At 36.4% G+C, this 24538-nt stretch carries 19 protein-coding genes and 1 pseudogene; 5 read left to right on the forward strand and 15 right to left on the reverse strand.

Translation table 11 applies throughout. The features are described 5' to 3' along the window. Positions 1–182 precede the first annotated feature (182 nt). Positions 183–1288: pseudogene (locus tag DESTER_RS04400) on the forward strand (IS481 family transposase). Continuing rightward, positions 1285–2703 (forward strand): RNA-guided endonuclease InsQ/TnpB family protein, encoded by a 1419-nt coding sequence (locus tag DESTER_RS04405; protein WP_013638450.1) that lies wholly within the window; start codon positions 1285–1287, stop codon positions 2701–2703. The pseudogene DESTER_RS04400 and the gene DESTER_RS04405 overlap by 4 nt, the downstream one beginning before the upstream one ends. Before the next feature lie 104 nt (positions 2704–2807). Here DESTER_RS04405 and DESTER_RS04410 read toward each other — a convergent pair whose 3' ends face one another. After that, on the reverse strand, positions 2808–3422 hold the full coding sequence (locus DESTER_RS04410) for a peroxiredoxin (RefSeq protein WP_013638451.1): 615 nt from the start codon (positions 3420–3422) through the stop codon (positions 2808–2810). Between the two features lie 130 nt (positions 3423–3552). Here DESTER_RS04410 and DESTER_RS04415 point away from each other — a divergent pair, with 130 nt between their 5' ends. Next, entirely contained in the window at positions 3553–4395 is an 843-nt protein-coding gene (locus DESTER_RS04415) for an RluA family pseudouridine synthase (RefSeq protein ID WP_013638452.1), read from the forward strand. On the opposite strand, the gene rpoD is transcribed toward DESTER_RS04415, so the two are convergent. From rpoD to lspA, 3 genes are all read right to left on the reverse strand, one after another. After that, complete coding sequence (gene rpoD, locus DESTER_RS08500) at positions 4384–6075, reverse strand: RNA polymerase sigma factor RpoD (RefSeq protein WP_013638453.1); 1692 nt, start codon at positions 6073–6075, stop codon at positions 4384–4386. The two genes, DESTER_RS04415 and rpoD, sit on opposite strands and share 12 nt — an antisense overlap. An 11-nt stretch (positions 6076–6086) precedes the next feature. Beyond that, positions 6087–7745 carry a DNA primase gene (gene dnaG / locus DESTER_RS04425; RefSeq protein ID WP_013638454.1) on the reverse strand — a complete coding sequence of 553 codons (1659 nt, stop codon included), beginning with the start codon at positions 7743–7745 and terminating at the stop codon, positions 6087–6089. 84 nt (positions 7746–7829) lie between these two features. Continuing rightward, positions 7830–8291 carry a signal peptidase II gene (lspA, locus tag DESTER_RS04430; protein ID WP_013638455.1) on the reverse strand — a complete coding sequence of 154 codons (462 nt, stop codon included), beginning with the start codon at positions 8289–8291 and terminating at the stop codon, positions 7830–7832. A 146-nt stretch (positions 8292–8437) separates the two neighbouring features. Between lspA and ligA the strand changes: the two genes are divergently transcribed. Then, positions 8438–10609, forward strand: coding sequence for an NAD-dependent DNA ligase LigA (gene ligA / locus DESTER_RS04435; protein ID WP_013638456.1), 2172 nt, complete (start codon positions 8438–8440; stop codon positions 10607–10609). Here ligA and DESTER_RS04440 read toward each other — a convergent pair. The 4 genes from DESTER_RS04440 to DESTER_RS04455 all read right to left on the reverse strand — a co-directional run bounded on the left by DESTER_RS04440 (position 10606) and on the right by DESTER_RS04455 (position 15382). Beyond that, on the reverse strand, positions 10606–11898 hold the full coding sequence (locus DESTER_RS04440) for a TolC family protein (protein WP_013638457.1): 1293 nt from the start codon (positions 11896–11898) through the stop codon (positions 10606–10608). The two genes, ligA and DESTER_RS04440, sit on opposite strands and share 4 nt — an antisense overlap. Beyond that, a complete protein-coding gene (locus DESTER_RS04445) occupies positions 11846–13411 on the reverse strand; it encodes a DHA2 family efflux MFS transporter permease subunit (protein ID WP_013638458.1) in 1566 nt (521 codons plus the stop codon). The genes DESTER_RS04440 and DESTER_RS04445 overlap by 53 nt, the downstream gene beginning before the upstream one ends. After that, positions 13408–14676 carry an HlyD family secretion protein gene (locus DESTER_RS04450; RefSeq protein WP_013638459.1) on the reverse strand — a complete coding sequence of 423 codons (1269 nt, stop codon included), beginning with the start codon at positions 14674–14676 and terminating at the stop codon, positions 13408–13410. The genes DESTER_RS04445 and DESTER_RS04450 overlap by 4 nt, the downstream gene beginning before the upstream one ends. 91 nt (positions 14677–14767) lie before the next feature. After that, positions 14768–15382 (reverse strand): tetratricopeptide repeat protein, encoded by a 615-nt coding sequence (locus tag DESTER_RS04455; RefSeq protein ID WP_013638460.1) that lies wholly within the window; start codon positions 15380–15382, stop codon positions 14768–14770. A 115-nt stretch (positions 15383–15497) separates the two neighbouring features. Between DESTER_RS04455 and DESTER_RS04460 the strand changes: the two genes are divergently transcribed. Next, a complete protein-coding gene (locus tag DESTER_RS04460; RefSeq protein WP_244829515.1) occupies positions 15498–16673 on the forward strand; it encodes an RNA-guided endonuclease InsQ/TnpB family protein in 1176 nt (391 codons plus the stop codon). A gap of 76 nt (positions 16674–16749) precedes the next feature. Here the strand turns inward: DESTER_RS04460 and DESTER_RS04465 are convergent, their stop codons facing one another. From DESTER_RS04465 to DESTER_RS08185, 7 genes are read right to left on the reverse strand one after another with little or no spacing between them, the layout of a single operon-like run. Further along, positions 16750–17640, reverse strand: a complete 891-nt coding sequence (locus tag DESTER_RS04465; protein WP_013638462.1) for a hypothetical protein — start codon at positions 17638–17640, stop codon at positions 16750–16752. Then, complete coding sequence (locus DESTER_RS04470; RefSeq protein ID WP_013638463.1) at positions 17615–19702, reverse strand: urea transporter; 2088 nt, start codon at positions 19700–19702, stop codon at positions 17615–17617. The genes DESTER_RS04465 and DESTER_RS04470 overlap by 26 nt, the downstream gene beginning before the upstream one ends. Then, positions 19699–21054, reverse strand: coding sequence for an alanine racemase (locus tag DESTER_RS04475; RefSeq protein WP_013638464.1), 1356 nt, complete (start codon positions 21052–21054; stop codon positions 19699–19701). Before DESTER_RS04475 ends, DESTER_RS04470 begins: the two co-directional genes overlap by 4 nt. Positions 21055–21075: 21 nt before the next feature. Next, complete coding sequence (locus DESTER_RS04480) at positions 21076–22104, reverse strand: ATP-grasp domain-containing protein (protein ID WP_013638465.1); 1029 nt, start codon at positions 22102–22104, stop codon at positions 21076–21078. Next, positions 22097–22348, reverse strand: a complete 252-nt coding sequence (locus DESTER_RS04485) for an HPr-rel-A system PqqD family peptide chaperone (protein WP_013638466.1) — start codon at positions 22346–22348, stop codon at positions 22097–22099. The genes DESTER_RS04480 and DESTER_RS04485 overlap by 8 nt, the downstream gene beginning before the upstream one ends. After that, a complete protein-coding gene (locus DESTER_RS04490; RefSeq protein ID WP_013638467.1) occupies positions 22348–23154 on the reverse strand; it encodes a DUF4405 domain-containing protein in 807 nt (268 codons plus the stop codon). The genes DESTER_RS04485 and DESTER_RS04490 overlap by 1 nt, the downstream gene beginning before the upstream one ends. 11 nt (positions 23155–23165) lie before the next feature. Then, complete coding sequence (locus DESTER_RS08185) at positions 23166–24476, reverse strand: DUF2202 domain-containing protein (protein WP_013638468.1); 1311 nt, start codon at positions 24474–24476, stop codon at positions 23166–23168. Between the last annotated feature and the right edge of the window lie 62 nt (positions 24477–24538).

Below are 24538 nucleotides of genomic sequence, written 5' to 3' on the forward strand. Positions count from 1 at the left end.
TTTTTTTGGGAAATGGCAAAATAGAAAATTAGAAGTAAGTGAGATTTATCTTTTGCGGGCGGGAAGACCCCTCCCATAAGGGAGGGGATGAAAGCCCGCAGGTGCGTTAGCACCTGTTGAAGTTCAGATAGAAGGTGGACACCCTACAATAACCTTTGAATACCACAAGGAGGTGTCCACCGATGAAACAATTGAAAAGATTCAAAGGAACATCCCTCCATATATCCAGCACAAATACGGCGTTCAAAGAAACCCTGAAAAAAGGAAGAAGAGTAAAAAAGAAGCTTGACCTAACAAAAGACAGAAATGTTAAAAGGAGACTCAAATGGATAGAGTATTACCACAAAACAGGCAACGCCAGAAAAACATGCAGATACTTTGGCATCAGTCCAACAACCTTCTACAAGTGGAAAAAAGATACGACAAGTACGGGATAGAAGGACTCCAAGACAGAAGCAAAAGACCTCATAAAGTAAGACAACCACAAATAGAACCTGAAATAGAACACATCATCGTCACAATAAGGGAAAAATTCCTAACCTGGAGCAAAGAAAAGATAGCAGCCTTCATGGAAAGATACCTAAATGTAAAAATATCATCCTCTACAGTTTACAGGGTTCTCAAAAGACACGGACTAATAGAAAGAACCTGGAAACTAAAAAGTACCTACAAGAGGAAGAAACAGAAAGGGAAAAAGAACCGCACCAGAAAAGGACTAAGAGCAGACAAACCAGGAACAATCCTCATGGACGTTAAATACCTCTACTGGTGCGGTAAAACCTTTTACCAGTTCACGGCAATAGACAAGTTCACCCGAATAGCATTTGCCAAGGTTTATTCTACAAAAAGCAGCAGGAGCGGAAGAAGGTTTTTTGAAGAACTTGAAAAATTTCTTCCCTTCAAGATAGAGAAAGTTCAAACGGATAACGGGAGCGAATTTTTAGGGGAGTTAGACGAATATCTTAAAAGAAAAGGAATAGAACACTACTTTAGTTATCCGAAATCTCCCAAGACTAATGCGCATGTAGAAAGGTTTATTCAAACGACAGAAAGTGAACTATGGATGATAGAAGGAACAGAACCGACTGTTGATGAGATGAATAAAAAACTTTTTGAGTATTTAAAGATTTACAACTTTCTTAGACCCCATCACTCTTTAAATTACAAGACTCCCGCTGAGAAGTTTGAGGACTATATTAGAAGTCATCAAGGTGTCCACCATGTATTGAACTCGAACAGCACCTTGAAACTAAACAACCGTAAATATAAATTACAACTGCAGAGATGAAAACAAAAAGAGCAATAGTCTTTGAACTAAACCACTTGAGCATAGAACAGGAGATAATACTTGGACACTTCACCTACCACGCTGGAAGACTGTGGAATCAAGCCAACTACCTCGTAAAGAACAGGTTAGCAAAACCTGACTATAGAGACCTATACAACAAACTCAAAGACACATCCTTACACCTGTGTTCCCTACAGTCCCGATGTGCTCAAATAGTCCTTGACGAACTATCAAGAGGATGGAATAACTTTTTCAAGTTCTTGGAAAATCCCGAAAAGTTCAAGAAGAAAGGGATAGAAATTGTTAGACCACCGAGTTACGTAAATCCCGAAACACCCCACAGAGTAGTAACATGGGATAAGACAGGATTCAAGATAGAAGGAAGTAGGATAAGACTTTCACTATCCAAAAGCTTAAAAGAGCACTTACTCAAAAAGTTTGGATTTTCTCCTGATTACCTGTGGATAGAGACAGGGTATAAAGACTTAGAGAACCTTAAAGTTCTCAACGTTCAGGTAGTTCCGTATAAGTCCTATGGACAGGTAAGCTTTAAGCTGGTAGTGGTATATGAAAAAGAAACTCCTGAAGTTGAACCTAAAGGGGACAAAGTATTAGCGATAGACTATGGAGTATCAAACTTTGCGACCTGTGTAGTAGAAGGAAATCCCATTTCCTACATCATAGACGGAAGAGGATTAAAGACATTACTTAGGAAGAAACTCAAGAAGATAGTTAACCTCCAGAGTAAGCTTGACAACCTCAAAAACAAAGGACTTCCAACGATTGCATTAGAGAAGAAACTTCACAGACTTTGGAAGAGCGTAAAGAACTTGCTAAGAGACTTTGCACACAAGGTAAGCAGTCTCATAAAGAGACTTGCAGTTTTAAGTAGAGTAAAGACGGTAGTAATAGGTAAGGTTCAAGAATCAAAGAACAAAGAGAACGACTTACCAGACCTTGTGAATCAGATGTTCAAACTATTACCTCACGGGAAAGTAACGGAATACCTAACCTACAAACTCAAAGAAGTTGGGATAGAGGTCAGACTAATAGACGAAAGCTATACTTCCGTTGCCGACTCCTGCGATAGTGAAGCAGGAGTTACAAAAGGAAGCAAGGGTAACGGAAGGAGAGTGAAGAGAGGACTATTTTTGTCGTCGGTTAAAGGACTCATAAATGCAGACGTTAACGGAGCGAGGAACATACTGAGAAAGTTCAAGAAGAGGTGGTTTGACCTTGTGACGGGACTCAAAAAAGTAGTCAAGATAAGAATTTACGAATTAAGCAAAGGTATCTCCGAGTCCCTGCTGTATGTAGGGATAGGAGTAGAGGGCAGTGTGAACCTGCCCGGAGGGATAAGGGTAGGAATAACTTACCAAACTCCCTCAGAAGCTCCTTCGTATAGGGCGGAGTAGTTCACTGGTTTTAAAAAAGATACTTAAGAATGCTAATAATGAATGAAGAAATTTTTTTTGTTAGGAGGAAGCTCCCTAAAAAGGGAGCTTCTTATTTAAGAAATTTAAGAAAGAATTTCATCAATAGTAATTACTTCTCCAACCTTTCCAGCAATGTCTGGACCAGGCTTTAGTGTTTTCTTACCAGGTCTCCAGTTAGCTGGGCAAGCTTCATCTGGATGTTCGTAAACATATTTCCACGCATCAAGCTGTCTTAAAAGTTCATTTACGTTTCTACCAACTGGTGGATTGAGAACTTCTTCAGCTACGATGATTCCATCAGGATTAATAATAAATCTACCTCTTCTTGCAATACCAGCTTCTTCAATGTAAACACCATACTTTCTAGAAACTTCTCCATTTGGATCTGCACCAAGAAGGAACTTAACATCTTTCATAAGAGGTTCTACTTTGCAAAAGATCTGGTGGCTGAATACAGTATCTGTAGAGATAGCAAGAACTTCTGCTCCACGTTCTTTAATTTCTTCATACTTTGCTGCGACCGCAGCAAGTTCTGTTGGTCAGACGAATGTAAAGTCAGCTGGGTAGAAACAAAGAACTAAAAACTTTCCTTCATTGTTTGGAACGTAATCAGAAAGTTTAACTTTGTCATACTTATCGTTTACAGGATCGTAAACCTGTACTTCAAACTCTGGAGCCTTTTGCCCTACAAGAGCCATCTTCTCCTCCTGAAAATTATTTTCAATTTTAAATTAAATTCATTTGTCGATAAGTCAACTATTTTAACGATAGACTTCATCTATAATTTCTATGTCATAATTTTTGAAAGTAGATGTAGAAGAGGAAAAAATGTTTAAGTTTTGTAGGTGTATAACAAAAAAAAGAGAAACATTGATAGATGTTGTTGCAAAAGCAACAGGAAGCAAGAAAAGGGCAAAAAAAGTTATAGATGAAGGATTGTGCGCTGTAAATGGAATTAAAGAAAGGTTTTATAGAAAAAACTTAAAGCCTAATACCATAGTAGAATTTTCAATTCCCAAACTATTATTTACGAAGACAAAAATAGAAATTCTTTATGAAGATGAGTATTTCTTAGTAGTCAACAAACCTCCCTTTATAAACAGCAACAAAAATTTTCCCGATGTAGAAAGTTTGCTTAGAAAAAGATTTAAATCTATCTATGTAGCTCATAGACTTGATAAACAAACAAGTGGAGCTCTAATCATTGCAAAATCAAAGGAAGTATTTGAACTTTTTAAATTGAAATTCAAAAAAAAAGAGGTTAAAAAGAAATACCTTGCTTTAGTTGCAGGTAATCTTAAAAAGAACTCTGGAAAAATAAAATTTTCCATAGATGGAAAAGAAGCAATTTCAAGGTATCAAGTAGTTGAAAGAGTTGGAAAAACAGACTTTTTAGAAGTTGAAATTCTAACAGGTAGAAAACACCAAATTAGAAAACACTTTGTTAGTGTAAATCATCCTATAATTGGGGAATTTGTTTACTGGAAGAGAACCTTTCCTCAAAAAATTCACTTATTTTCACCAAGAATAATGCTTCATGCAAAACTACTTAAATTCAAACATCCCATTAAAGAACACCACGTAGAAGTTAAAGCTCCACTATTTGAAGACTTTAAGGAATACTTTAAAATACTGAAGGGGGAAATTCCCCTTCAAATACTAACGCTCTAAAAATATGCTAAGGTCTATATCGAGACCACAATTTTTGAGCTTTCTAAGTGCCTTTGATTCTATTTGTCTTATTCTTTCTCTGGTAACTTTAAGTTCTCTGCCTACCTGTTCAAGGGTATGTTCTGGATAACCATCTAGTCCAAAACGGAGCTTTAAAACGAGTGCTTCTCTTTCACTTAAGGTTGAAAGAAGCTGAGAAACTTTCTCCTGTAGATCTTTTTTGATTACTTCATGCTCAGGAATTGGACTCTTAGAATCCTCAATAAAGTTTCCCAAAGTGCTATCTTCATCATCTCCTATAGGTGTTTCAAGAGATACGGGCTCTTGAGCAAGTTGTATTATTGAACGGACTTTAGAAGCAGGCATTCTAAGTCTTTCTGCAATTTCTTCTGGTCTTGGTTCTCTTCCTTTTTCAAGAAACATTTGTCTTGAAGCCTTAATTACCTTGTTAATAGTTTCTATCATATGTACTGGAATTCTAATAGTTCTTGCTTGATCTGCTATTGCTCTTGTAATAGCTTGTCTTATCCACCATGTAGCGTATGTGCTAAACTTATAACCTCTTCTATACTCAAATTTATCCACAGCTTTCATAAGACCTATGTTTCCTTCTTGAATTAAATCAAGGAAGTGAAGTCCTCTATTTATGTACTTCTTTGCAATGCTGACAACAAGCCTAAGGTTTGAACGAACCAAAATCTGTTTTGCTTCCTGAGAATCTTTCTTGTAAAAGTAAATTCTTTCGGCCAACTTATAGAAAGTATTCCTTGGCATTTGGAGAGAATCTATAACTTGCCTGTAAGTTTCCTTGGTATCTAAGTATTTCTTTATCATTTTCTTTATTTCTCTAGTTGTATATTTCGACCTGTCTATTTTTTCTCTTATATCATCGTCATCTAGTTTATGACAGATTTCCTCTATTGGAATACCCAGGAAAGATAGTTTTCCACTTAACTTTTGGAGGTTTTTCTCACTCTTTTTCAAAATTTTATACTTTCGATATATGTCATCTGCCATTGTTTCATAAATTGAATATGAAAGAGGAAGTTGTCTCAAAAGAAAGTTAATTCTTGCCCAGGTTTTTAGATACTCTCTTTTTAGTTGAAGATTTTTCTTGTTTCTATTGTATTGCTTTTGAAGTTTTTCAAACTGAGGTAGGAGCTCTTTTATTCTTTCTACCATTGCAAAGAACTTCTTCTTTCTTTGAGCTTCTCCACCCTCAGCAAAGTCATCAGGAGAACGCATAATATCTCTTACTTTCAGTTCTCCATTCTTTATCTTTTCTTCTACATTAAGTATGTAATCTAAAACAGCATTTGTTTTAAGCAGATACCTTAAAAGAGCCTTTCTACCAAGTTCTACCCTTTTGGCAAGAGCTATTTCTTCGTGTCTTTTAAGAAGAGAAATACCACTCATTTCTCTTAAATAAAGTCTTATAGGATCATCTGAACGAGGCATAGTGTCAGGAGCAATGGTAATTTGGAGCTTGGAAAGATCTACATGGTCTTCACCTTCTTTTGGTATAATGTGAATATCGAACTCGTCAAGTTGGGTTATAAGCTCCTCGATGAGCTCTGGTGTGAGTACCTCTTCATCGAGGTGCTCCATCAGCTCGTCAAAGGTTATGTAGCCTTTGTCTCTTCCTAAAGCAATTATCTCTTCAAAGTTTGGTCTTTCCAAGGCTTCCTCCTTTAACTGGTTGTTGGGCAAGGCTTTAATTGTTCAAAGTTTCTCAGCACTTGAAAATCTTTTATATCCCTTTTTTCTAAAGACTGAATTAACTTAGCAAGTTTAACTTTCTCTTCATACTTCATAAGTTTCATTCTTCTTTTTAGTTCTTTTTTCAAGATGCTTACAACAGCTTTTAAAAGCTCTTCTTCCGTTACTTCAAGAAACAATGTTTCAGCTATTAAACTAGCTAAGTCTGGATATCTTGCCTGTATTTCTTCTATACTTTCTCCATTTTGGATAAGAGTCACAATTTGCGATACCTTTTGAGAAGTAAAGTTAAGTGGAGAAATTTGTATTGGTGGACACTTTTTTTCTATGAGAGCTCTTACAAACCTTTTTTCTTTATCTGGAATAAATTCTTCCTCATTTTCAGAATTTAAAGCTTTTCTACTAGAAAAACGGAAATTTAATAATAACCATTTCTCATTTATTCCATACTTGCTGGAAAGCTTTGCAAAATAAAGCTTAAATCTTAGGGGGTCAATATCTCTTAATGGAAGAATTGCTCCAACTATTTCCTTTAAGTATCCAATTTGTTCCCTTTGTGGAAAAGAATCAACAAAGTTTAGTGCCCAATCAATAAAACTGATTGGGCTACCAAGTAACCCTTTTAACTTGTCTGGATTACTTATTGCCATAGAATCAGGGTCTTCCCCTTCTGGTAAGTGAACAACAAAAGGTTCTATTCCTTTAGCAAAAAAAAGTCCAGCACTCCTAATAGTAGCTTTTCTACCTGCACTATCACCATCAAACATAAGAATAGGGAAGCTTGCATATTGTTTTATAATCTTTACATGATTTTCCGTAAGAGAAGTTCCCATCGGTGCAACAACGTTTTTTACTCCTATTTTGTGTAGTGAAATAACGTCAAAGTAACCTTCAACAATTACCACTTTTTTTTCTTTAAGTATCGTCTCTTTTGATTGGTAAAAGCCATAGAGGATGGAGTTTTTCTTGAAAAGAGAGCTTTCGGGACTGTTTACATACTTAGGAAGGGACTTATCATTTTTTAGAGTTCGTCCTGCAAATGCAACAATTTTTCCAAAGTGGTTAAAAATTGGAACTATAAGGCGTTCAGCAAAAAATTCTCTTCCTTTGGCATTAAGAAGTCCTAGTTCCTTTGCAAGTTTAGGATTTAAATTAAGTTCTTTTGAATATCCTTGAGGAGCATAACCAATTAAAAATTTTTTTGCCTCTTTTTCAGAAATACCTCTTTCCTTTAAATAACTAAGTATAGAAGAAAGCTTAGAATGAAAATAAGAAGCAGCTCTGTAACCAGCTTCTTCTATCTGGAAAGATTCTTCGTTTTCCTTAAAGTGAGAGGGAAGTTCTATACCGGCTATTTCTGCAACTCTTCTTACTGCTTCAGAAAAAGATAAATTTTCATACTTTTCAACAAAAGTTATTGCGTTTCCACCAATACCACATCCAAAGCATTTGAATATTTGTTTTTCAGGACTTACAACAAAGGAGGGAGTTTTTTCAGGATGAAAGGGGCACAAAGCTGTATAGTTCCTACCTACTTGTTTTAACTGGATATAGTTTGATACTATATCAACGATATCAACTCTTGAAAGAATTTCCTGAATAAAAGAGTAGGGGATTTTCAAGTTCCCCAATTATATCACCTCTTGTCAATAGTCTAAATGCCTAACTAAAAATTATTCAGTAAAAGAATAAAGTCAACTTTGAAAAAATTACTATTATTCTTCTTTGAAATGGTGGATTAGTAGTAAGAAACATCCAACAAAGACTGAAACATCAGCAATATTAAACGTAGGCCAATGATAAGGTCCTATGTAGAAGTCTAAGAAGTCGATAACTTTTCCGTAAAGAACTCTATCATAAAGATTACCTACTGCCCCCCCGAGTATAAGTCCTAATCCTATGGCAAATAGTCTACTTTTAATCGATTTAAAAAGTATGTAGTAAAGAATAAAAGCAATAATTACAGCTGGTATAAATAAGAGAAATATCTTTCGAACAATATCTCCACTACTGGAAAAGATGCTGAATGCAGCTCCTTTGTTTTCTGCATATCTAAGATTGAAAAAACCTGGAAGAATAGAAATAGATTTTCCGTATAAAAACTTTCCAGCTATAGATTTTGTAATCCTATCTAAGACAAACGATAGAAAAGCAACTATCAAAGCCCAAAGTTTCACAATTTCTCCTGAAAGCAGTTCGAAAAATTAGTATTTTTACTAGCAAATAGTAACTTAAAAATTTCTTTAACGAAAGAGAAAAAAGATTCCGTGTTATTCTATAAAATAAATACCGAAAAAGATTGGATTTAGCGTTGGAGGAAGCAATGTATACTGCAAATGAAGAAAGAGAGCTCCAAAATTTAACTGATGAACTCCTAAAACTTCTTGAAAGAAAAAAGAAAGATTACTTAGGAAAACTTTCAACTGAAGAAGCAAAAGAATTAGCCGAAAAGCTAAGAAAAGTAATTAGATACCATGACTATAAATATTATGTGTTGGCAAGTCCAGTAATTTCAGATTACCAGTATGACAAACTCTTCCATGCTCTTGAGGATTTAGAAAAAGTACACTCTGAGATAATTACGCCTGATTCTCCAACCCAAAGAATTGCTCCTGCATTCACAGGTGAATTTGAAAAGGTTAAACATCTTGCAGAAATGACGTCTTTAGAAAATACATACTCTCCAGAAGACCTAAAAGAATGGGATAGAAAAGTCAAACAGCTTCTTGGAAGAGAAGAAGTTGAATACATAGTTGAACCAAAGTTTGATGGAGCAAGTGTTGAGCTTGTTTACGAAGATGATTTACTAAAAAGGGCCGTAACGAGAGGAGATGGAGTTATTGGAGAAGATATAACTATGAACGTAAGAACGATAAAATCTATTCCTCTTAAGGCTCCTTTTTCAAGGTATGGTATAAACCTTATTTCCATTCGTGGTGAAATAGTAATGCCTAAAAGTGTCTTTGAGAAACTTAATAAAGAAAGAGAAAAACAAGGACTTCCTCTTTTTGCAAATCCAAGAAACGCAGCTGCAGGAACGCTTAGACTAAAAAATCCGTCTGAAGTTGCAAAAAGAGGACTTGATTGTTACGCCTATCAAATACTTTATTCTGAAGGGAAAAGGCTTTGTGATGATATAAAAACACAGTCTGAAGCTCTCAAGCTTTTAGCTCATTGTGGTTTTAAATCTCCTCGCATTCAAAAAGTTTGTAAAAACATTGACGAGGTCATAGAGACGGTTCTTCAAGCTCAAGAAGAAAGAGAAAGCTGGGACTTTGAAGCAGATGGAATGGTTGTAAAGGTTAACGATATCTGTGCCTGGAACGTTTTAGGTGAAACAATGCACCATCCAAAGTGGGCAGTTGCCTATAAATTTCCTGCAAAACAGGCAGTTACAAAACTTGTTGATGTTGTGTGGCAAGTTGGAAGAACGGGAGCTCTAACTCCTGTAGCAGTTCTTGAACCTGTAGAAGTTGGGGGAGTAGTTGTTTCAAGAGCTTCACTTTTTAATCCAGACTTCATTAAGCAAAAAGACATAAGGATTTTTGATTATGTAATCGTTGAAAGAGCTGGAGAAACAATTCCTTATATTGTTGCTCCTATAAAGGATAGAAGAAGTGGAAAAGAAAAATTAGTAGAAGTTCCTACTCATTGTCCAGTTTGTAAAGCTCCAATCGTTAAAGAATTGGACGAAGCAGTTCCAAGATGTCCAAATATTAACTGTCCAGCACAATTAAAAGAACACCTTGTCTATTGGGGAAAAGTTTTAGACATAAAAGGTCTTGGAGAATCAACAGCAAATATTTTGCTAAAAAATGAACTTGTAAAGTCAATTGCTGACCTTTACTACCTTAACAAGTTTGACCTAATAAAACTTCCAGGATGGGGTCTTAAAAAAGCAGAAAATCTACTTAAACAGATAGAAAAATCAAAAAGCGCTACGTTTTGGAAAAAGCTAACGGCTCTTGGTATAAGACATGTGGGAGAAAAGACTGCTCAATTCCTTGCTCAAAAGTTTAAAGATATAAATGAGCTCATGAATGCTTCTTTTTCTGAACTTGCTTCTATTCAAGGTATTGGAGCAATTACAGCTACCAGTATAAGAAATTTCTTCAAAGCTAAACAAAACATTGAAATGATTAAAAGGCTTGAAGAAACAGGCTTTTATTTCAGAAGAACGGAAGAAGAAGAAAAAGAGCAAAAACTTCCTAAACCACTTGAAGGTCAAAACATCGTATTTACTGGAGAGCTTGAGCACTTTACAAGAAAGGAAGCCCAATATCTTGTCAGTCTTTTAGGTGGAAATCCCACAAACTCTGTTACAAAAAAAACAAGCTTTGTAGTTGTAGGAGAAAATCCAGGGTCAAAATTTGCTAAAGCACAAAAACTTGGCATTAAGCTTTTAAATGAAGAGGAATTTTTAAAACTAATTAAAAAATTTTCAAAAGATAACCCGGAGGTTAAAAAAATTTTAGAGGAGAAAAAGCTCATTTAAGGCCTTCGGGTCATGCTTTTTCCAACAGCATATTCAAGATCTGCAAGAGCTCTATTATAGTCTGCAAGGGCTGAGTTTAAATAACCTTTAGCCTTTACGTAGTAAGCAATTGCATCTGTTACTTCTGTGGAAGTTCCAACGTGTTCTTTGTAGCGTTCTTCAGAATCTCTTAAGAGCTCCTTAGCCTCTTCGACCATGATTTTCGCAGTTTTAATCCTTGCTTCTGCTGCTTTTAAAGCTGTATAAGCAGAGATAACTTGAAGTTTTATTAGATCCTTAGCTTTCTTAATTGAAATTTCAGCTTTTGCTTTTTGCGTCTTTGCTTCTTTTACCTTCCAAAATCTTTGGGTTCCTTCAAAAATTGGAAGCTGGATCGTTATTCCAACAGCAGTATTATCAAAATTTCCATTCATTGGATATTGATTAGTTCTATCGTAAGAAAGATTCAAAATAATATTTGGAAGAAATTGGGAATACGAGAGTTTTACAGCGTAATCTGTACTTCTTTTCAAATTTTGAAGATACTTTAAAAGAGGTCTATTCTCAAAAGCTAAATTAAGGAGCTCCTTTTCAGTAAGGCTAACAGGTAAATACTCAAGTTTTTCTACTTTAACTTCTATATCACTTATTCCAACATCATTTTTAAGCTTTTCAAGAGCAACTTTGTAAGTTCTTCTTGCTTTTTCGAGTTGTTCTTCAGCATCTCTAACTCGAACTTTAGCTTCAAGAAGATCTCTCTTTGGAACAATCCCTTCATCAAAAAAAGCTTTAACATCCTTTAAATGTCTTCTTGCAGCTTGTAAGTAACTTTCGGCTATTTCAACAGCTGACTTTGCTTCAGAAAGATTGTAGTAATCCTTTTTTACGTTTGTTAGAACTTTTAAAACTGTTTCTTGAAACTGATAAAAAGAAGCAGTTTCTAATTTTTCTTTCATCTTCAAGTTGTAGGTGAGTTTTCCTCCGGTAAAAAGTGGCTGAGTAAGACTAAGGTTTAAAGTGTAAAAGTTTCTTTCCATAACTGAAAATTTTGTTGAAGGAAGTCCTGGAAGAGCCATTTTGTAAGTTGGAACATCCGAAAGAGAAGTTTTTGTATACTGAAGCTTTACAGTAGGGAGAAAATTTCCAATAGCTTCTTTAAACTGATAGTTTGAAATTTCCTTTTCCTTCCTCGAGAGTTTGATTTCAGGATTATTCTTAATTGCAATTTCTAAAAGAGATTTTAGATCGTTAACCGTTTTAGCCATCGAAAGAGATGGTATTAGAGCTATCAGAAGAATTAGCCTTTTCAATTTTCTCCTCCATTAAAAGAGCAGGAATTAAAGTTAAAATACCACAAACAGTTGCAAAGAAAAAAGCGTCTCCAAAGGAATGCCAGAACGCATGATTTTGGAAAAGCATGCCAATAAAAGCCTTAGCTTTTTTATTAAGAAGAACTTCAGGAGTTGACTGAACGTAATAGAAATAGCTTTTAAGCTTTGCAACAAACTCTGTAAACTGAGGTGAATACCAAGAGGATTTCTCAGCCATTTTAAGAAGATGACCGTCTTGAGAAGAAATAAGAATGTGTGTTGATAAAGCTGTACCGACGCTTCCACCAACGAGTCTTAATAAATTTTGAAGAGCAGAAGCCTGTCTTAAGATTTCTCCTTTAAAGTTTCCAAGAGAAACTTGAGAAAGAGCGGGAAAGAAAAATCCCATTCCTATTCCCCAAGGAAGGAGGAAAAGAATTATCTGAGTTTTTCCCATTTCAAGGTCAAGTTTGCTTTGAAGATGAGTTCCAAAGATGAAAATCAAAATACCTATAACGATAGAAGCTTTACGACTTAGGATTTTTCTATCCATGAGAATTCCAGAGATTAGACTGACAATTCCAGTTGCAGCGGCAGGACAGAAAAGAATTTCTCCGGCTTCTATGGTTGGAAATTTTCTTAATTTTTCAAGATAAAGAGGAAGAAGAAAATAAGAAGCATAGACACCCATTCCAAAAAGAGTAAGTGAAAAGACAGGATATCGGAAAAATGTAAACTTAAAAAGACCTAAGTTTACAAGAGGATTTTCTACTTTAAGTTCAACAAGGATAAAAAGAATTAGTGAAACAGAAAACGTGTAAAGAAGAAGTACTGTTTTTTCGTCGCTCCAGCCCCAATCATTCCCTTTGGAAAGAGCTGTAATGAGTGAAGAAAGAGAAATGGCTAAAAGAATAAAACCTAAAATGTCCAACTTTCCATCTGCTACGTGCTTTTTTCTATCATCTTTTATTAAAAGCATAAGAAGATAAATAACGAGAATTCCTGGAAGGAGATTTACGTAGAAAACCCATCTCCAATCAAGATGTTCTGTTAAATACCCTCCAATTGTTGGGCCAAGAGAAGGACCGAAAGTAGCTCCTAGAGCGAACATTCCCATTGCTATTCCTCTTTTTTCAGGAGGAAAGAGCTCAAAGAGTAAAGTCATACTCATTGGAACGGCTAAACCCTCGCCAATTCCTTGAAAAACTCTACCAAGAATCATTGTTTCAAGGTTTGGAGCAATTCCGCAGAGTGTACTCATAGTAGTAAAAAGTCCTATTCCTAAAAGATAAGTGTTCCTGTGTCCAATTTTTCCTCCAAGCCATCCAACAACTGGCATTGCAATTGCAGAAGCTATCATGTAAGAAGTTATTACCCACTGGATATCGTCTGGCTTTGCCTCAAATGTGCTCATCATGTGAGGAAGAACAATATCAACAATTGTTGTGTCAAGGAGAGTCATGAACATTCCAGCGACGATAAGAATAGAGATGAAGATTGTTCTCCTATTCACTGTTGCCTCTTTTTGATATAAACTGTGACGTTTGTTCCAGGCTTTATGCAAACTGGAGGAACTTTTTCAACTTTAATTTTTACAGGAATTCTTTGTGTTACTTTTGTATATTCACCCTGAGATGTGTCTCTTGGTATTAAAGAAAAGATAGAACCTGCTGATGTTCCAATGGAATAGACTTTACCTTTGAATGTTTTTTTACAAACTTCAAGTTCTACCTTTACTTTGTTTCCAACTTTTATATCCTTTATCTTGTCTTCTTCTATCCAGGCAAGGACAAAAAAGCTTTTGGAATTATAAATAGAGTAAACAGGAAGACCCGGGGAAATAAAATCTCCTTCTTCTTTCCACTTTTTTGCTATGAATCCTTCTACAGGTGATTTCACAAGAGTATGTGAGAGAAGAATTTTTGCTTTCTCAATTTGGCTTTCTATGGATTTTATATCTTCTTCAAGCTGCCTTATAGAGTGGCTTAATTCATTAATCTTCTTAAGATTTGCTTTCGAGATTTTTACCTGCTCTTTTAATGCTTCTATTTTGTTTTTAACTTCCTCTTGTTGCTTTCTAATAATGGCAATTCTGTTTTTTAAAGATTTTGCATTTTCTAAATCTCCTTTTGCAGCTTGAAGACGAGCTTTAGCTGATTCAAGCTTATAGAGAGCTTCTTTATAAGCCAGTTCTACTTCTTCTAACTGTTCTTTTGAAATTATTCTCTTTTTGTAAAGTCTTTTATATCTATTGTACTGGTTTTTCCAGTGATTGAATGAAACTTTAGCAGCTTCAAGTCCTTTTTCAGCAGCTTTTAAAGAGCTTTCTGCTTTTTGAGTAGAAGTTTCATAGTTAGTTTTTTCCATAAGCTCCTGATATTTTAGCTGATTGAGCTTTTTCTCCAAAGCTTTTAGATTTTCTTTACTAATTTTTACATCTGCAGGAAGCTGTTCTTTCAATCTACTGAGCTTTTCTGAAAGCTCTTTTTTCTTTTGTTTTAAACTCTCAAGCTTTGCCTTTAAAATCTCTACATCTTTTCTGTAAAGAGAATCATCAACTTTAAAAAGCGGTTCTTCCTTACTTACAGATTCATATTCTTTTTTAAAGAGTTTCACTATTTTTCCAGAAGCATCTTGAGTAGAAACGGAAACGACATCTGCCATTTGAAAAGCATCATCTGTTATGACATAGATATGGCGTTGATAAAAGTAGTAGAAGAGAGAAAAAGTTATGAAGGCTATAAGAAGAAATCCTACAATCGAAAAGAGCTTTTTCATACCTTACTCCCACATTTTGTGTGAATACTGAATCATGATTCAACATGTTTTAAATATAACCAAAGCTATGACTTCTGTCAACATTCTCTTCTTATTTTCTTAAATAAGTTTTAGCTACTACGTTTTCAGGATCTAAAATTAAAACGTCCTTAAATATAGAACGTGCGTAAGATTTCTTTCCTTGAGAATATAAGGATATGGCAAGTTCATTTAGAAAATTTACATCAGTAGGATAAATTGACAGCATTTTTCTTGCTACAGTCTCAGAAATAGAAAACTTCTTTTGCTTTCTAAGAGCAATACAAAGCCTTAAGTTTCCATAGTAGTTGTAGTAATCCACTTTCAGGACTTGATACATCAAGGATTCAACGTCATTCCATCTCTCCTGAGCCATATAGGAAAGAGAAAGTCCAAGCATAGCTTCAACAGAGGTAGGAATAACTTTAAGAGCTTTTTTATAGTGATACTCTGAATTTGCGTACTTCTTAAGAAGATAATAAAGCCATCCAAGCCTAAGATTTACTGTATAGCCATTTGGATAGCTTTGATAAATAGGCATAAGAGCTTTTATTGCATCCGTGTAATCTCTTTGTCTTTCAAACATGTACGATTTTTCGTAGGAATTTTTTATCTCTTCGTAGGTCATAGAGTAAGCTAACGATGAAGATAAAATTAATGCAGTAACAATATTTAACATTAATTTCATCTTTTTTCCTCCTTGCGGTTGGAGACCCCTTCCGTCAGGGAGAGGAAGAGACCGCACTTGAAAGTTTGCAGGTATTGAAGTAATATATGAACAGGTATTGAAGTAATATATGAATATGAAACTGCAACGCACTCTTAAACTTGTTCTTAAACCTACTGAAGAACAGAAACAAACACTCCTTGAAACCATTGAGCAGTATAAGTTTGCCTACAACTATACTTGTAAAGTTGGTTGGAGTGCAAAAACTTGGAACGGGATTGAGCTCCACAAACTTACCTATTACACGGTAAGAGAAAAAACCTCTCTCCCTTCTCAACTCGTTATTTCTGCAAGGGTTGTAGCTACTGAAAGCCTCAAATCTGCAATCAAGAGAAAGAAGAAAGGACTCAAAAGCAAATGTCCTCAGAGCAACAATCCTGCTATCCGTTATGATAGGCGTTCCTATACTGTTTGGCTGGAAAGAGAAGAAGTCTCCCTCGCTACCGTTAAAGGAAGACAGAAGTTTAAGGTAAAAGTTCCTGATTACTTCAAGCAATACCTTGACTGGAGAGTTACTTCTGCGAATCTCAAGTATGACAAGAGACTTAAAAAGTTCTTTCTCAACATTACCTGTGAAAAGGAATTCCCCGATGTAGAACCTGTTAACTACTTCGTCGGAGTTGACCTTGGTCTCCGTAACCTTGCGGTAGTTTCTACTCCTGACGGAAAAATTAACAAGTTCTTTGATGGGGGACACATAAGGGCAGTTTCCGAAAGATATTTTGCACTTCGCAAGAGATTGCAGTCCAAAGGCACTCCTTCTGCAAAGAGGCACCTCAAGACACTTTCCCAGAAGGAGAAACGGTTTCGGACTGCTATTAACCATAGGATAGCAAAGGAGATAGTTAGCCTTGTTCCTGCTGGTGGAGTAATTGTCCTTGAGAAGCTCAAAGGAATCAGGAAAAGGATTAAGGTTAACAAGCAAAATAGACGCTGGATACACAGCTGGAACTTTGCACAGCTCCAGCAGTTTATAGAGTATAAAGCTCAAGCTAAGGGAATAAGAGTGGTCTATGTAGATGCACGCTACACCTCTCAAAAGTGTAGCAGATGCGGACACGTTTCTCGTTCTAACCGAATTGACCAGTCTCACTTTGTCTGCAAACATTGTAGTTACTCCCTTAACGCCAGCAGGAACATAGTTAAAAACTATCTGGCTTCTCTCCAAAGAGGAGAAGTCGGGACTGGGAGTGGTATATCCCTCCCAGTGGGGCGCTGTCAACCGTCCCAATGTAGCGGTGCTACCTGTTAGCATCAGCTACAAGCTCCTTCCGTCAGGGAGGAGTAGTTGACGAAGCCTCCCCCATGTATAAGGGACAAAAGTCCCCTTAAAATCTATAGCCTAGAGATATAGTCCCAACTGTTTGAGTAACATCTTTATTAACACTAACTTCTTTATAATCGTTTATACTAAAATCTAAAGCTAATCTTAAACCGTTACTGAAAGTATATCCAACTCCTCCGTAAACTCCTCCTTTGTACTTTTCTGTCAAGTTATAAACTACAAATCCTCCGTTTTTAACTGCAAAAATTTGTTCTCCAATCCAACCTCCTACTTTAAAGTCATAGTTTCCATAGTAGTATCTTAAAGCTGCGTCTAATGAATAGTAGTTAGAACTTCCAATACCAATTTTTTTAGATTTGCTAACGTGAATGTAATAACCTGTAGTGTCTAGATAGAGAGCTCCTTTCTGAAAATCTGAAAAAAGTTTGACTGTAGAATGAGGAGTTAACTGAAAAACATAGAAATCGGTAGTTTTATTATAGTCGGAATAGTAAATTCCAACACCGGCATTCCAGCTGAAAGCGTAAGGATATTGGTTTTCCGTCTGGAAATAAGTTCCGTCAAAAAATAGAGTATATCCACCATCAGTTAATTTATCGTCACTGTTTATGTAATGACCACCAAAGGTAAAAGTATGATTTTTCAAAATTCCGTTTGTATTGGAATAGACTGCTGTAAAATCTCTTTGATTTAGGGTAGATTTGTCTTTATACTTTATATGAGTGTAACCTGCCCCAAGCTGAACGTTATTTTCAATCCCATCGCCAATACTTAAGTATCCTGTCGTTGCATAGCCATAATCTTTAATGCCTGAACCACTGTAGTTAATATAACTTCCATAGAGAGCTTCATAACCTGTAACTTTTAACTCTTGAGCATTAGCTCCTAAACTTCCAAAAGCTAAAAGACTACATGCTAAGAGTAGTTTTCTCATGATTTCTCCTCCTTTTGATAATTATTTCTTTTCCGAAAGTTATTTTTTCAAATCCAAAGTCATTTGAAATCTTAAAAGTAGCTTTAATTTCCTTTGAAGGTAAACCTATATTAGATTCAATTTCATCTTGAGAAATAAAAGAGCTCTTTACTTTTACTTCAAACAGGTCATGTTTAAAAGAAGATAAGAATAAGAAAATTTCTCTTTTCAGCTTTGAAGAAAGAGTTATCAGTGGAAGATAGTCTTCCCAAGTAAAATTTTCTCTATAAAGAATAGGAATTTTTGGAGCTGCAAAGAAGAAATACTTAAGAGGGGAGTTCAAATCTCCTTCAAGATGATAAAAGTAAAAAGTAGAGTTCTTTATTCCAAAATAAAGCTTGGCTTTTCCATCCGTAAGATAAAAAGTTCCATCAGGAGCCATTTTTACAACTGTTTTAAGTTCTTTAAGCGTTTTCCCTTCTTTAACTACAAAATCCATTGTTTGATCTATCAGAAGATTTAATTTTTTTTGTAGTCCTTTATCAGGAAATACTGGTTCAACAACTTCTCCTTCCTTAGGAATTCCAGCATCTTTAAAAGATTTATCTGTAATGTAGGAAGAAAAACTAAAGGGGACTGTGGGAGCTCCAACCTGAGGTAGAAGCTGAACGTGAACGTGAATGTGCGGTTGAGGAGAATAACCTGAATTTCCACAAAGTCCTAAAAGGGTTCCCTTTACTACATAATCTCCAACTTTTACCTTTATTGAATTTTGCTTAAAGTGACACAAAAGGACATAAAAACCTCTTTTGTCATAGATAAGAACGTAGTTTCCCCAGTTGTTTTCTTTGTCTGCTTCACCTGGAGGATTGTCAGGAAGAGAATTAACAACCGCAATAACCTGGCCATCAACAGGCGATAAAACAGGTTTTCCAAATGCATAGTAATCTGTCAGATAGTAACCTTCATTTTTATAAGTATTTCCATTTTCGTCAGTTATCACAAAGTCAACTGCGTATTTCCAAGCTCCTTTGTGGGTCCACTTTCCTTCAAAAGATTGCCATACTGTCCATCTTCCTGAAAAAGGAAGGTTTATTTCTCTTCCTGCAAACGGAAATCTTTTAGAAACCGTAAGGTAGTAGTCAAGAGTTCTTTCAGGTGTTCCTTTGTAAATTTTTGTAACGTAGAAATAACTTACAGAAAGGAGAACGTATAGAAGAAGGTGGGTTGTTGCATTAAACGGAAGGGCAAAAACTGGAAGACCATAGCTTTCCCAAAAAACTTTTGCTCCTTCAACAATTGGAACTGAAAGAATTGTCGAAATTATGGCAAATTTATAGCTCCTTAGAGATGGAATAAGGAAAACACCACCTATTGCCATTGAAGTGAGAATATAGTTAAAGGCTGACGAATCACTAACTGCTTGATAAAAAGAACCGACAAAAACGGCTTTTGTAAAAGTGCCTACAAGATACCCGGTTAAAGCTAAGAGAGAAAGTATTCTTGAAATAGTTAAAAGGATAAGGAAAATTACAAATCCTTCAAAAGGAGTTGGCATGAAAAAGATTGCTCCAAGTGATTTAAAGAAGCCTTCTACTAAAAGGGGTAAATGAAGATTGAATAAACTTTCAAAGTGTGGATAAAGGCTACTAACAAACAAGTTTGAAAACTTTGAGGCTGCTAAATAAAGAAGAGAACTTGCCACTACAAAAGGAACGCTTAACACTGGAAGCTTAAGATAGTAAGAAAATATGCTTGATAGGATATAAGTAAGTAAAAAACTAAGAATTCCAGCTATTGAAAAGAAGAAAAGACTTAAAAAGTTAACCTTAAATAGATATCCAAGAGAAAGTCCTACAAGAAGAGGATTGTATATATAGTAGTCAAGCCTCAAGAATTCTTCTTTAAAACCAACAAGTCTTGCAAAAATATAAGCAGAAGCTACAGCAGTAAAACCACCGATACCTAAATTGGGATTAATAAAAGTAAGAAGAAGAAGTATAATCCCCCCTTTAGCACTGGAGTTAAAGAGAATCGCTGAATAACTTCTAACTATTGGGAGGAAAAAACTTCCTAATTTCATTTTAACCTTAGCCTCTCTGGAAGTTTCTCTCTTCCTGTGATATCAGATAAATCTTCAGCCTCACGAATAACATCAATTTCTCCATTATCTCCAATTAAGACTACTGCTGGTTTGTATCTTATAAATTGCATCCACTGAGTAACGTTGTAGGCTCCAACAGGTGAGATAACTAATCTCGTGCCTCTTGGAAGAGGTGGCAAATATACAAGATCATCAACTACGTCAATGTTCATACAAAGTGGCCCGTATAGAATGCAAGGTTCTGTTAATCCTTGAACTTCCCTATCTATCTCAATATTAAAGTGATACCAAAATGCAGTAAACAAAATGTTAACTCCAGCATCAAGAACATAAGCCCTTTTTCCATCTGGCATTCTTTTTGCTGCATGAACTGTTGTAATTAAAAAACCAGCTTCATCAACAATTGCTCTTCCACTTTCAACTATAAGTTTTGGATAGTCTCCAGGTCTTAAAGAAGATAAAAGAGTATTGCAAACTCTTTCTGCAAATTCATCAATTGATGGAACTGATACATCGGGGGGAAGATATATTCCTCTCAATCTATTCTTTGAAGGGAAACCTCCTCCAATGTCAATATATTCAACCTTAAATCCAAACTCATCTTCAATTTTGTAAGCAAATTCAACCATTTTTCTAACTTCATTTTCATAAGCTTTTGGTTCTAAAATAAACGTTCCTATATGGCAGTGAAGACCATTAAGCTCAATTTTTCCACCTGAAGCAATTCTCTTTACAGCATCCCATGCCTGACCGTTTTCAAGATTAAAGCCAAATCTGGTCCATTGAGGATGAATTCCTGTATCCATATTGAGTCTTATCCCTGCTTTAACCTTTACTCCAAGCTCGTCAGCAACTTGTTCAAGGTCTGCTATTTCCTCAAAGTGGTCAATGTTTATCCTTGCTCCTTCTGCGGCAGCAACTCTCAGAGACTCAATTGGCTTGTAGGGACCGTTGTAGATTATCTGATTTCCCTCAACTCCTAATTTTCTTGCTTTCTCGTACTCGAATTCTGAAACAACCTCTGCAGTTTCTCCTTCGCTGTGAAGAATTGCACAGATTGCATCAAGGTAGTTTGTTTTGTAAGACCAGCTAAATTCAACGTTTGGATATCTTAAGGTAAAGGCATTTTTTATTTCTCTAAACTTTTGACGGAGTTTCCTCTCGGAAAATACAAAAAGTGGAGAGCCAAACTTTTCTACAAGCTTTTCAATAGGCACTCCTTCAATTTCTTTTCTTACTTTCTTTCTATAGACAGAAGAAAATTTTCCAAATTTATTCATCAGCCCGGTCTTTAATTTAAATATCACAGGCTTTTCGTATGGCTTTTTCATGTTATGACCTCCCTTTGCCTTCTAACTTTCTCCTCTTGTTACAACTTTTTGAAACTCTGACATGTCTGTTACAAAATCATCTGTAAATCTTATGTAAAGCTTTCCAGCTTCATAATCTGAATCTCTTTCAGGTTCAACCCCAAGAGCTGCTTTTAAAAGTCTTCCTGGAAGGTTTACTCCAATACCTGTTGAAAAGTAGACCCATGCAGGAAATCTTGGATTTACTTCTATGAGGCAGATTTCTTTCTCGTTTACTATGCATTCAAACTCGAAAGCTCCCCTCCATTTGAACTCAGAAACAAACTTTTCTGCAGCACGAAGAAGTCTCTCATTTCTAACAGTAACTCCCGTCCAGATTTTTCCAAGGCTTGTAATCCAGAGCTTCTTTATTCCTACAAGGCCAAAGTGGCTCCCTTCTCCATCTCCAACTCCAACAACGTTCATTTCCTCACCACTCACAACCTGCTGGACGATTACTGGATAACCCCACTCTGCGACTATAGAGTTGAAGTAAGATGTAGCCTGGGTAATATTGAAAGCTTTATAAGCTTTATAGAAAATCCCCTTTATCATAACAGGGAAACCAATCTCTTCCACGGCTTTACTCAGTTCTTCGTATGAGGTAACAATCCTCGTTTCAGGAACTTTTACTTCTATCTTTTCTGCGATTTCAGGTAATCTGTCCTTTCCCCTCAGCTTAAACTGTTCCTCTGTGGGAAGAAATGTTTTAATTCCGTAGCTTTCAAGAAGTGAAGCACCTTTAATAAAAAGGGGAAGCTCGGCATCAAGGGCTGGAATTACAGCATCAAGACCATAGGTTGTCTTTATGTAGAGAAGCCTTTCGATAAAAGGTTCCTCTCCCTCAGAAGGATAGGGCATGATAAAACTCTTATCTATAAGCCACTTCATGTATATCCCAGGCTCCATAGCATCATAGGCAAGTCCAAAGATAGAAACCTCAAGACCACTCTCTTTTAATCCCTTTGCAATTCCAACTCCGGGACCAGGATTATCGACTGCGTTTATTCCAGAAACTGCAACCCTATACATTTTGTGCCTCCACCAATCCGTAAAGCCTGAGCTGTTCTAAAAAGTCCACCAGATCCCTTTTTGCTTCATCTTCACCAATTTCAAACTCTTCTGTAAGAGCTTTTACTATCTCTTCCTCGTTCTTTCCATCCTTTAGGAGTTTGATTATGAAGAGCCCTGTTTTGTTTACCGTGTAACTGTTTCCCGTTTCTGGATCAAAGATGAAGCCTTCATCGTTGATTGCTAACCTTTCAAGTTTTCCCATTATTTACCCCCTTGAAGAATTTCAATTATTTGATAAGGATATTTACCGTTTTTAAAAGCTATATCTCTCAGCTGCTGGTTAAGGTCTGCAACAATTCCATGCTTTTTCAGTATTTCAAGACACGCCTTAGGAGAAATCTGGAGTTCCTGACAAACTTCTCTCAAAGTCAATCTTCCCATTCCTGAACCGGGCTGAAAGCGGAACTCCCTTGTTTTCTTTGATGCTCCTAAGAGAATCTCGTAGATTCTCGCAGGTGTAGTGTTATTCTTCACTGCAATTTCTTTGAGAGTCTCATTTGGAGATTTAACCTTTATTCCCTTTGACTCAAGAACATCAATTGCCTTTTGGGGAGATAATCCGACTGCTTTAGCAACTTTCTTAAGAGGAAATAGCTCCGCATGGGGTGCTGGGGGCATAGTTTCTGGTTTGGGCCAGCTGTTCTTTATCCTCTCTCCGATATCCATAACCGTTTTGAAGGGAGGAACGTTAGCAATGGTTCCGACAACAACAGTAAGAGCAATAATGGTTGTTATGAAAAACTCCTTTGAGGTGAAGATTCCAGCTTTTCCTTTCAGATAACTAACAATGTTCCTCCAGTTTAGGATGACGTGCCAGATACCAAAAAAGACCATTAGAAACCCAAATATTGTGTGAAGACTATCCCACTGGTCTTTGTCCAGTCCTAAAAATCTCCAGCCAGTCCAGTAAGCAATCCTTCCGTGGGGCATGACGTAGAGAACAATTCCACTAATCGTCATTGCTATAAGAGTGTAAAGTAAAAACAGGCTAACGTATCTACGCAACATCACTCCCTCCCTTACGGGCATCTTCTGACTTGATACTCTAAGCCCTTAGAAAGGTTTTTAATCTCACAGGCCATGTAGGTACCGGAAAGGTTTAATCTCCTCCAGGTTGGAGGGATAAATACTATAACTTCAAGAGTGTCTCCTGCTGAAACGTTCAACTCGGGAAATCTGAAAGCAGGAGCAAGATAAACCTTAACCTTTCCGCTCTGGGTTTCAAGCTCGGCCACCCACCAGGTTATGTTCTTTCTTCTGATTCCTGGTTCTTGGCTGATAGAAATAACTTTTCCCGTCACAACCTGACTCTTCCTGAAAAACATACTGGAAGCTGTAGAAGTTTTGTCCTTAATAGTCATTCCCCTGCACCATCTTCTCAAATTTGAGAAGTCGTAAACCGCGCCTGTCGTTCTATCTTCAACCCTACATGCCATCAACCCATTTATACCTCTCATTACCCAATAGGGCGGCATAAAACCTGTAACCCTTACCTCGTTGCCTTTGTTTATGTTTAGCGTTGGATACCACCAGGTAGGAGCAATTCTTACTTCAACCGTTCCGCTATTTGTCTGGATGTCTACTGCCCACCAGGTAATGTTCTGCCTCCTAAATCCCGGTACTTTCTTAACGTTGACAACTGTTCCTGTTATTTCGTTGTTATTCACACTTGTCTGAGTTCCTGACGAACTGTAAAATCCTGCTTCGTGCTTAACCGAGAGTATCCGATTGAACTCAGCTTTTGAGATATATTGAGGAGTATAGTCGCTACCATATCTCCTTAGAATTCTAACAAACGCTCTCATGTGGTTTCTTGAGCCTTTCATTAAGTTTTGATAAACAGTTTTGATATCCTGGTTATCAGTTCTTTTAAGAGCTTCTTCAAGGTCTTTAATGTCAAGGTCCTCTATTGTAGCTCCTACTTTCAATGCGTTTATCAGAGACTTCTTTCCCTCCTCCACAAGTCGTTTATAGAGCTCCTGAAGCTTTCCATCTTTAAACACTCCTACTCTATTACCGGTCTCTGAAACAGGATCTGAAAGGTTATACTTTTTGAGAAGAAGACCAACCATTCTCATATGCTGCTCTTCAGCTTTAGCGATGTTTCTAAACACCGGAAGCGAATAGTACTTTGATAAGGTTAAATAAACGTCCCTTGCAAGTTTTTCCTCTTCTCTCATGTGAAGAAGGTCTTTTATCTCTTCCTGGCTAAGAGACTGCTTTGGAAGGTTTTGGATATAGTAAACACCGTAGATTCTCGGTGTGGCTCCAGCTACCGGTGAAGTAAGGAAAAGCAGCAATACTGAAGAAAGTTTCAGTACCTTTCTCATGTTCTATCTCCTTTATCAGGTTTTTCTCTAAACATTAAAGCAAGCCTTATGCCAGGTGTAAA

Source organism: Desulfurobacterium thermolithotrophum DSM 11699, from assembly GCF_000191045.1.
GTDB lineage: Bacteria > Aquificota > Aquificia > Desulfurobacteriales > Desulfurobacteriaceae > Desulfurobacterium > Desulfurobacterium thermolithotrophum.

What these genes read in the sequence shown, in the direction of transcription:
- DESTER_RS08185 (WP_013638468.1), bottom strand. Translation starts at nt 24,476, where the DNA reads ATGAGAAAGGTACTGAAACTTTCTTCAGTATTGCTGCTTTTCCTTACT.
- DESTER_RS04485 (WP_013638466.1), bottom strand. Translation starts at nt 22,348, where the DNA reads ATGGGAAAACTTGAAAGGTTAGCAATCAACGATGAAGGCTTCATCTTT.
- DESTER_RS04405 (WP_013638450.1), top strand. Translation starts at nt 1,285, where the DNA reads ATGAAAACAAAAAGAGCAATAGTCTTTGAACTAAACCACTTGAGCATA.
- ligA (WP_013638456.1), top strand. Translation starts at nt 8,438, where the DNA reads ATGTATACTGCAAATGAAGAAAGAGAGCTCCAAAATTTAACTGATGAA.
- DESTER_RS04415 (WP_013638452.1), top strand. Translation starts at nt 3,553, where the DNA reads ATGTTTAAGTTTTGTAGGTGTATAACAAAAAAAAGAGAAACATTGATA.
- DESTER_RS04470 (WP_013638463.1), bottom strand. Translation starts at nt 19,702, where the DNA reads ATGAAATTAGGAAGTTTTTTCCTCCCAATAGTTAGAAGTTATTCAGCG.
- DESTER_RS04490 (WP_013638467.1), bottom strand. Translation starts at nt 23,154, where the DNA reads ATGTTGCGTAGATACGTTAGCCTGTTTTTACTTTACACTCTTATAGCA.
- DESTER_RS04475 (WP_013638464.1), bottom strand. Translation starts at nt 21,054, where the DNA reads ATGAAAAAGCCATACGAAAAGCCTGTGATATTTAAATTAAAGACCGGG.
- DESTER_RS04455 (WP_013638460.1), bottom strand. Translation starts at nt 15,382, where the DNA reads ATGAAATTAATGTTAAATATTGTTACTGCATTAATTTTATCTTCATCG.
- DESTER_RS04450 (WP_013638459.1), bottom strand. Translation starts at nt 14,676, where the DNA reads ATGAAAAAGCTCTTTTCGATTGTAGGATTTCTTCTTATAGCCTTCATA.
- DESTER_RS04480 (WP_013638465.1), bottom strand. Translation starts at nt 22,104, where the DNA reads ATGTATAGGGTTGCAGTTTCTGGAATAAACGCAGTCGATAATCCTGGT.
- DESTER_RS04465 (WP_013638462.1), bottom strand. Translation starts at nt 17,640, where the DNA reads ATGAGAAAACTACTCTTAGCATGTAGTCTTTTAGCTTTTGGAAGTTTA.
- DESTER_RS04460 (WP_244829515.1), top strand. Translation starts at nt 15,498, where the DNA reads ATGAAACTGCAACGCACTCTTAAACTTGTTCTTAAACCTACTGAAGAA.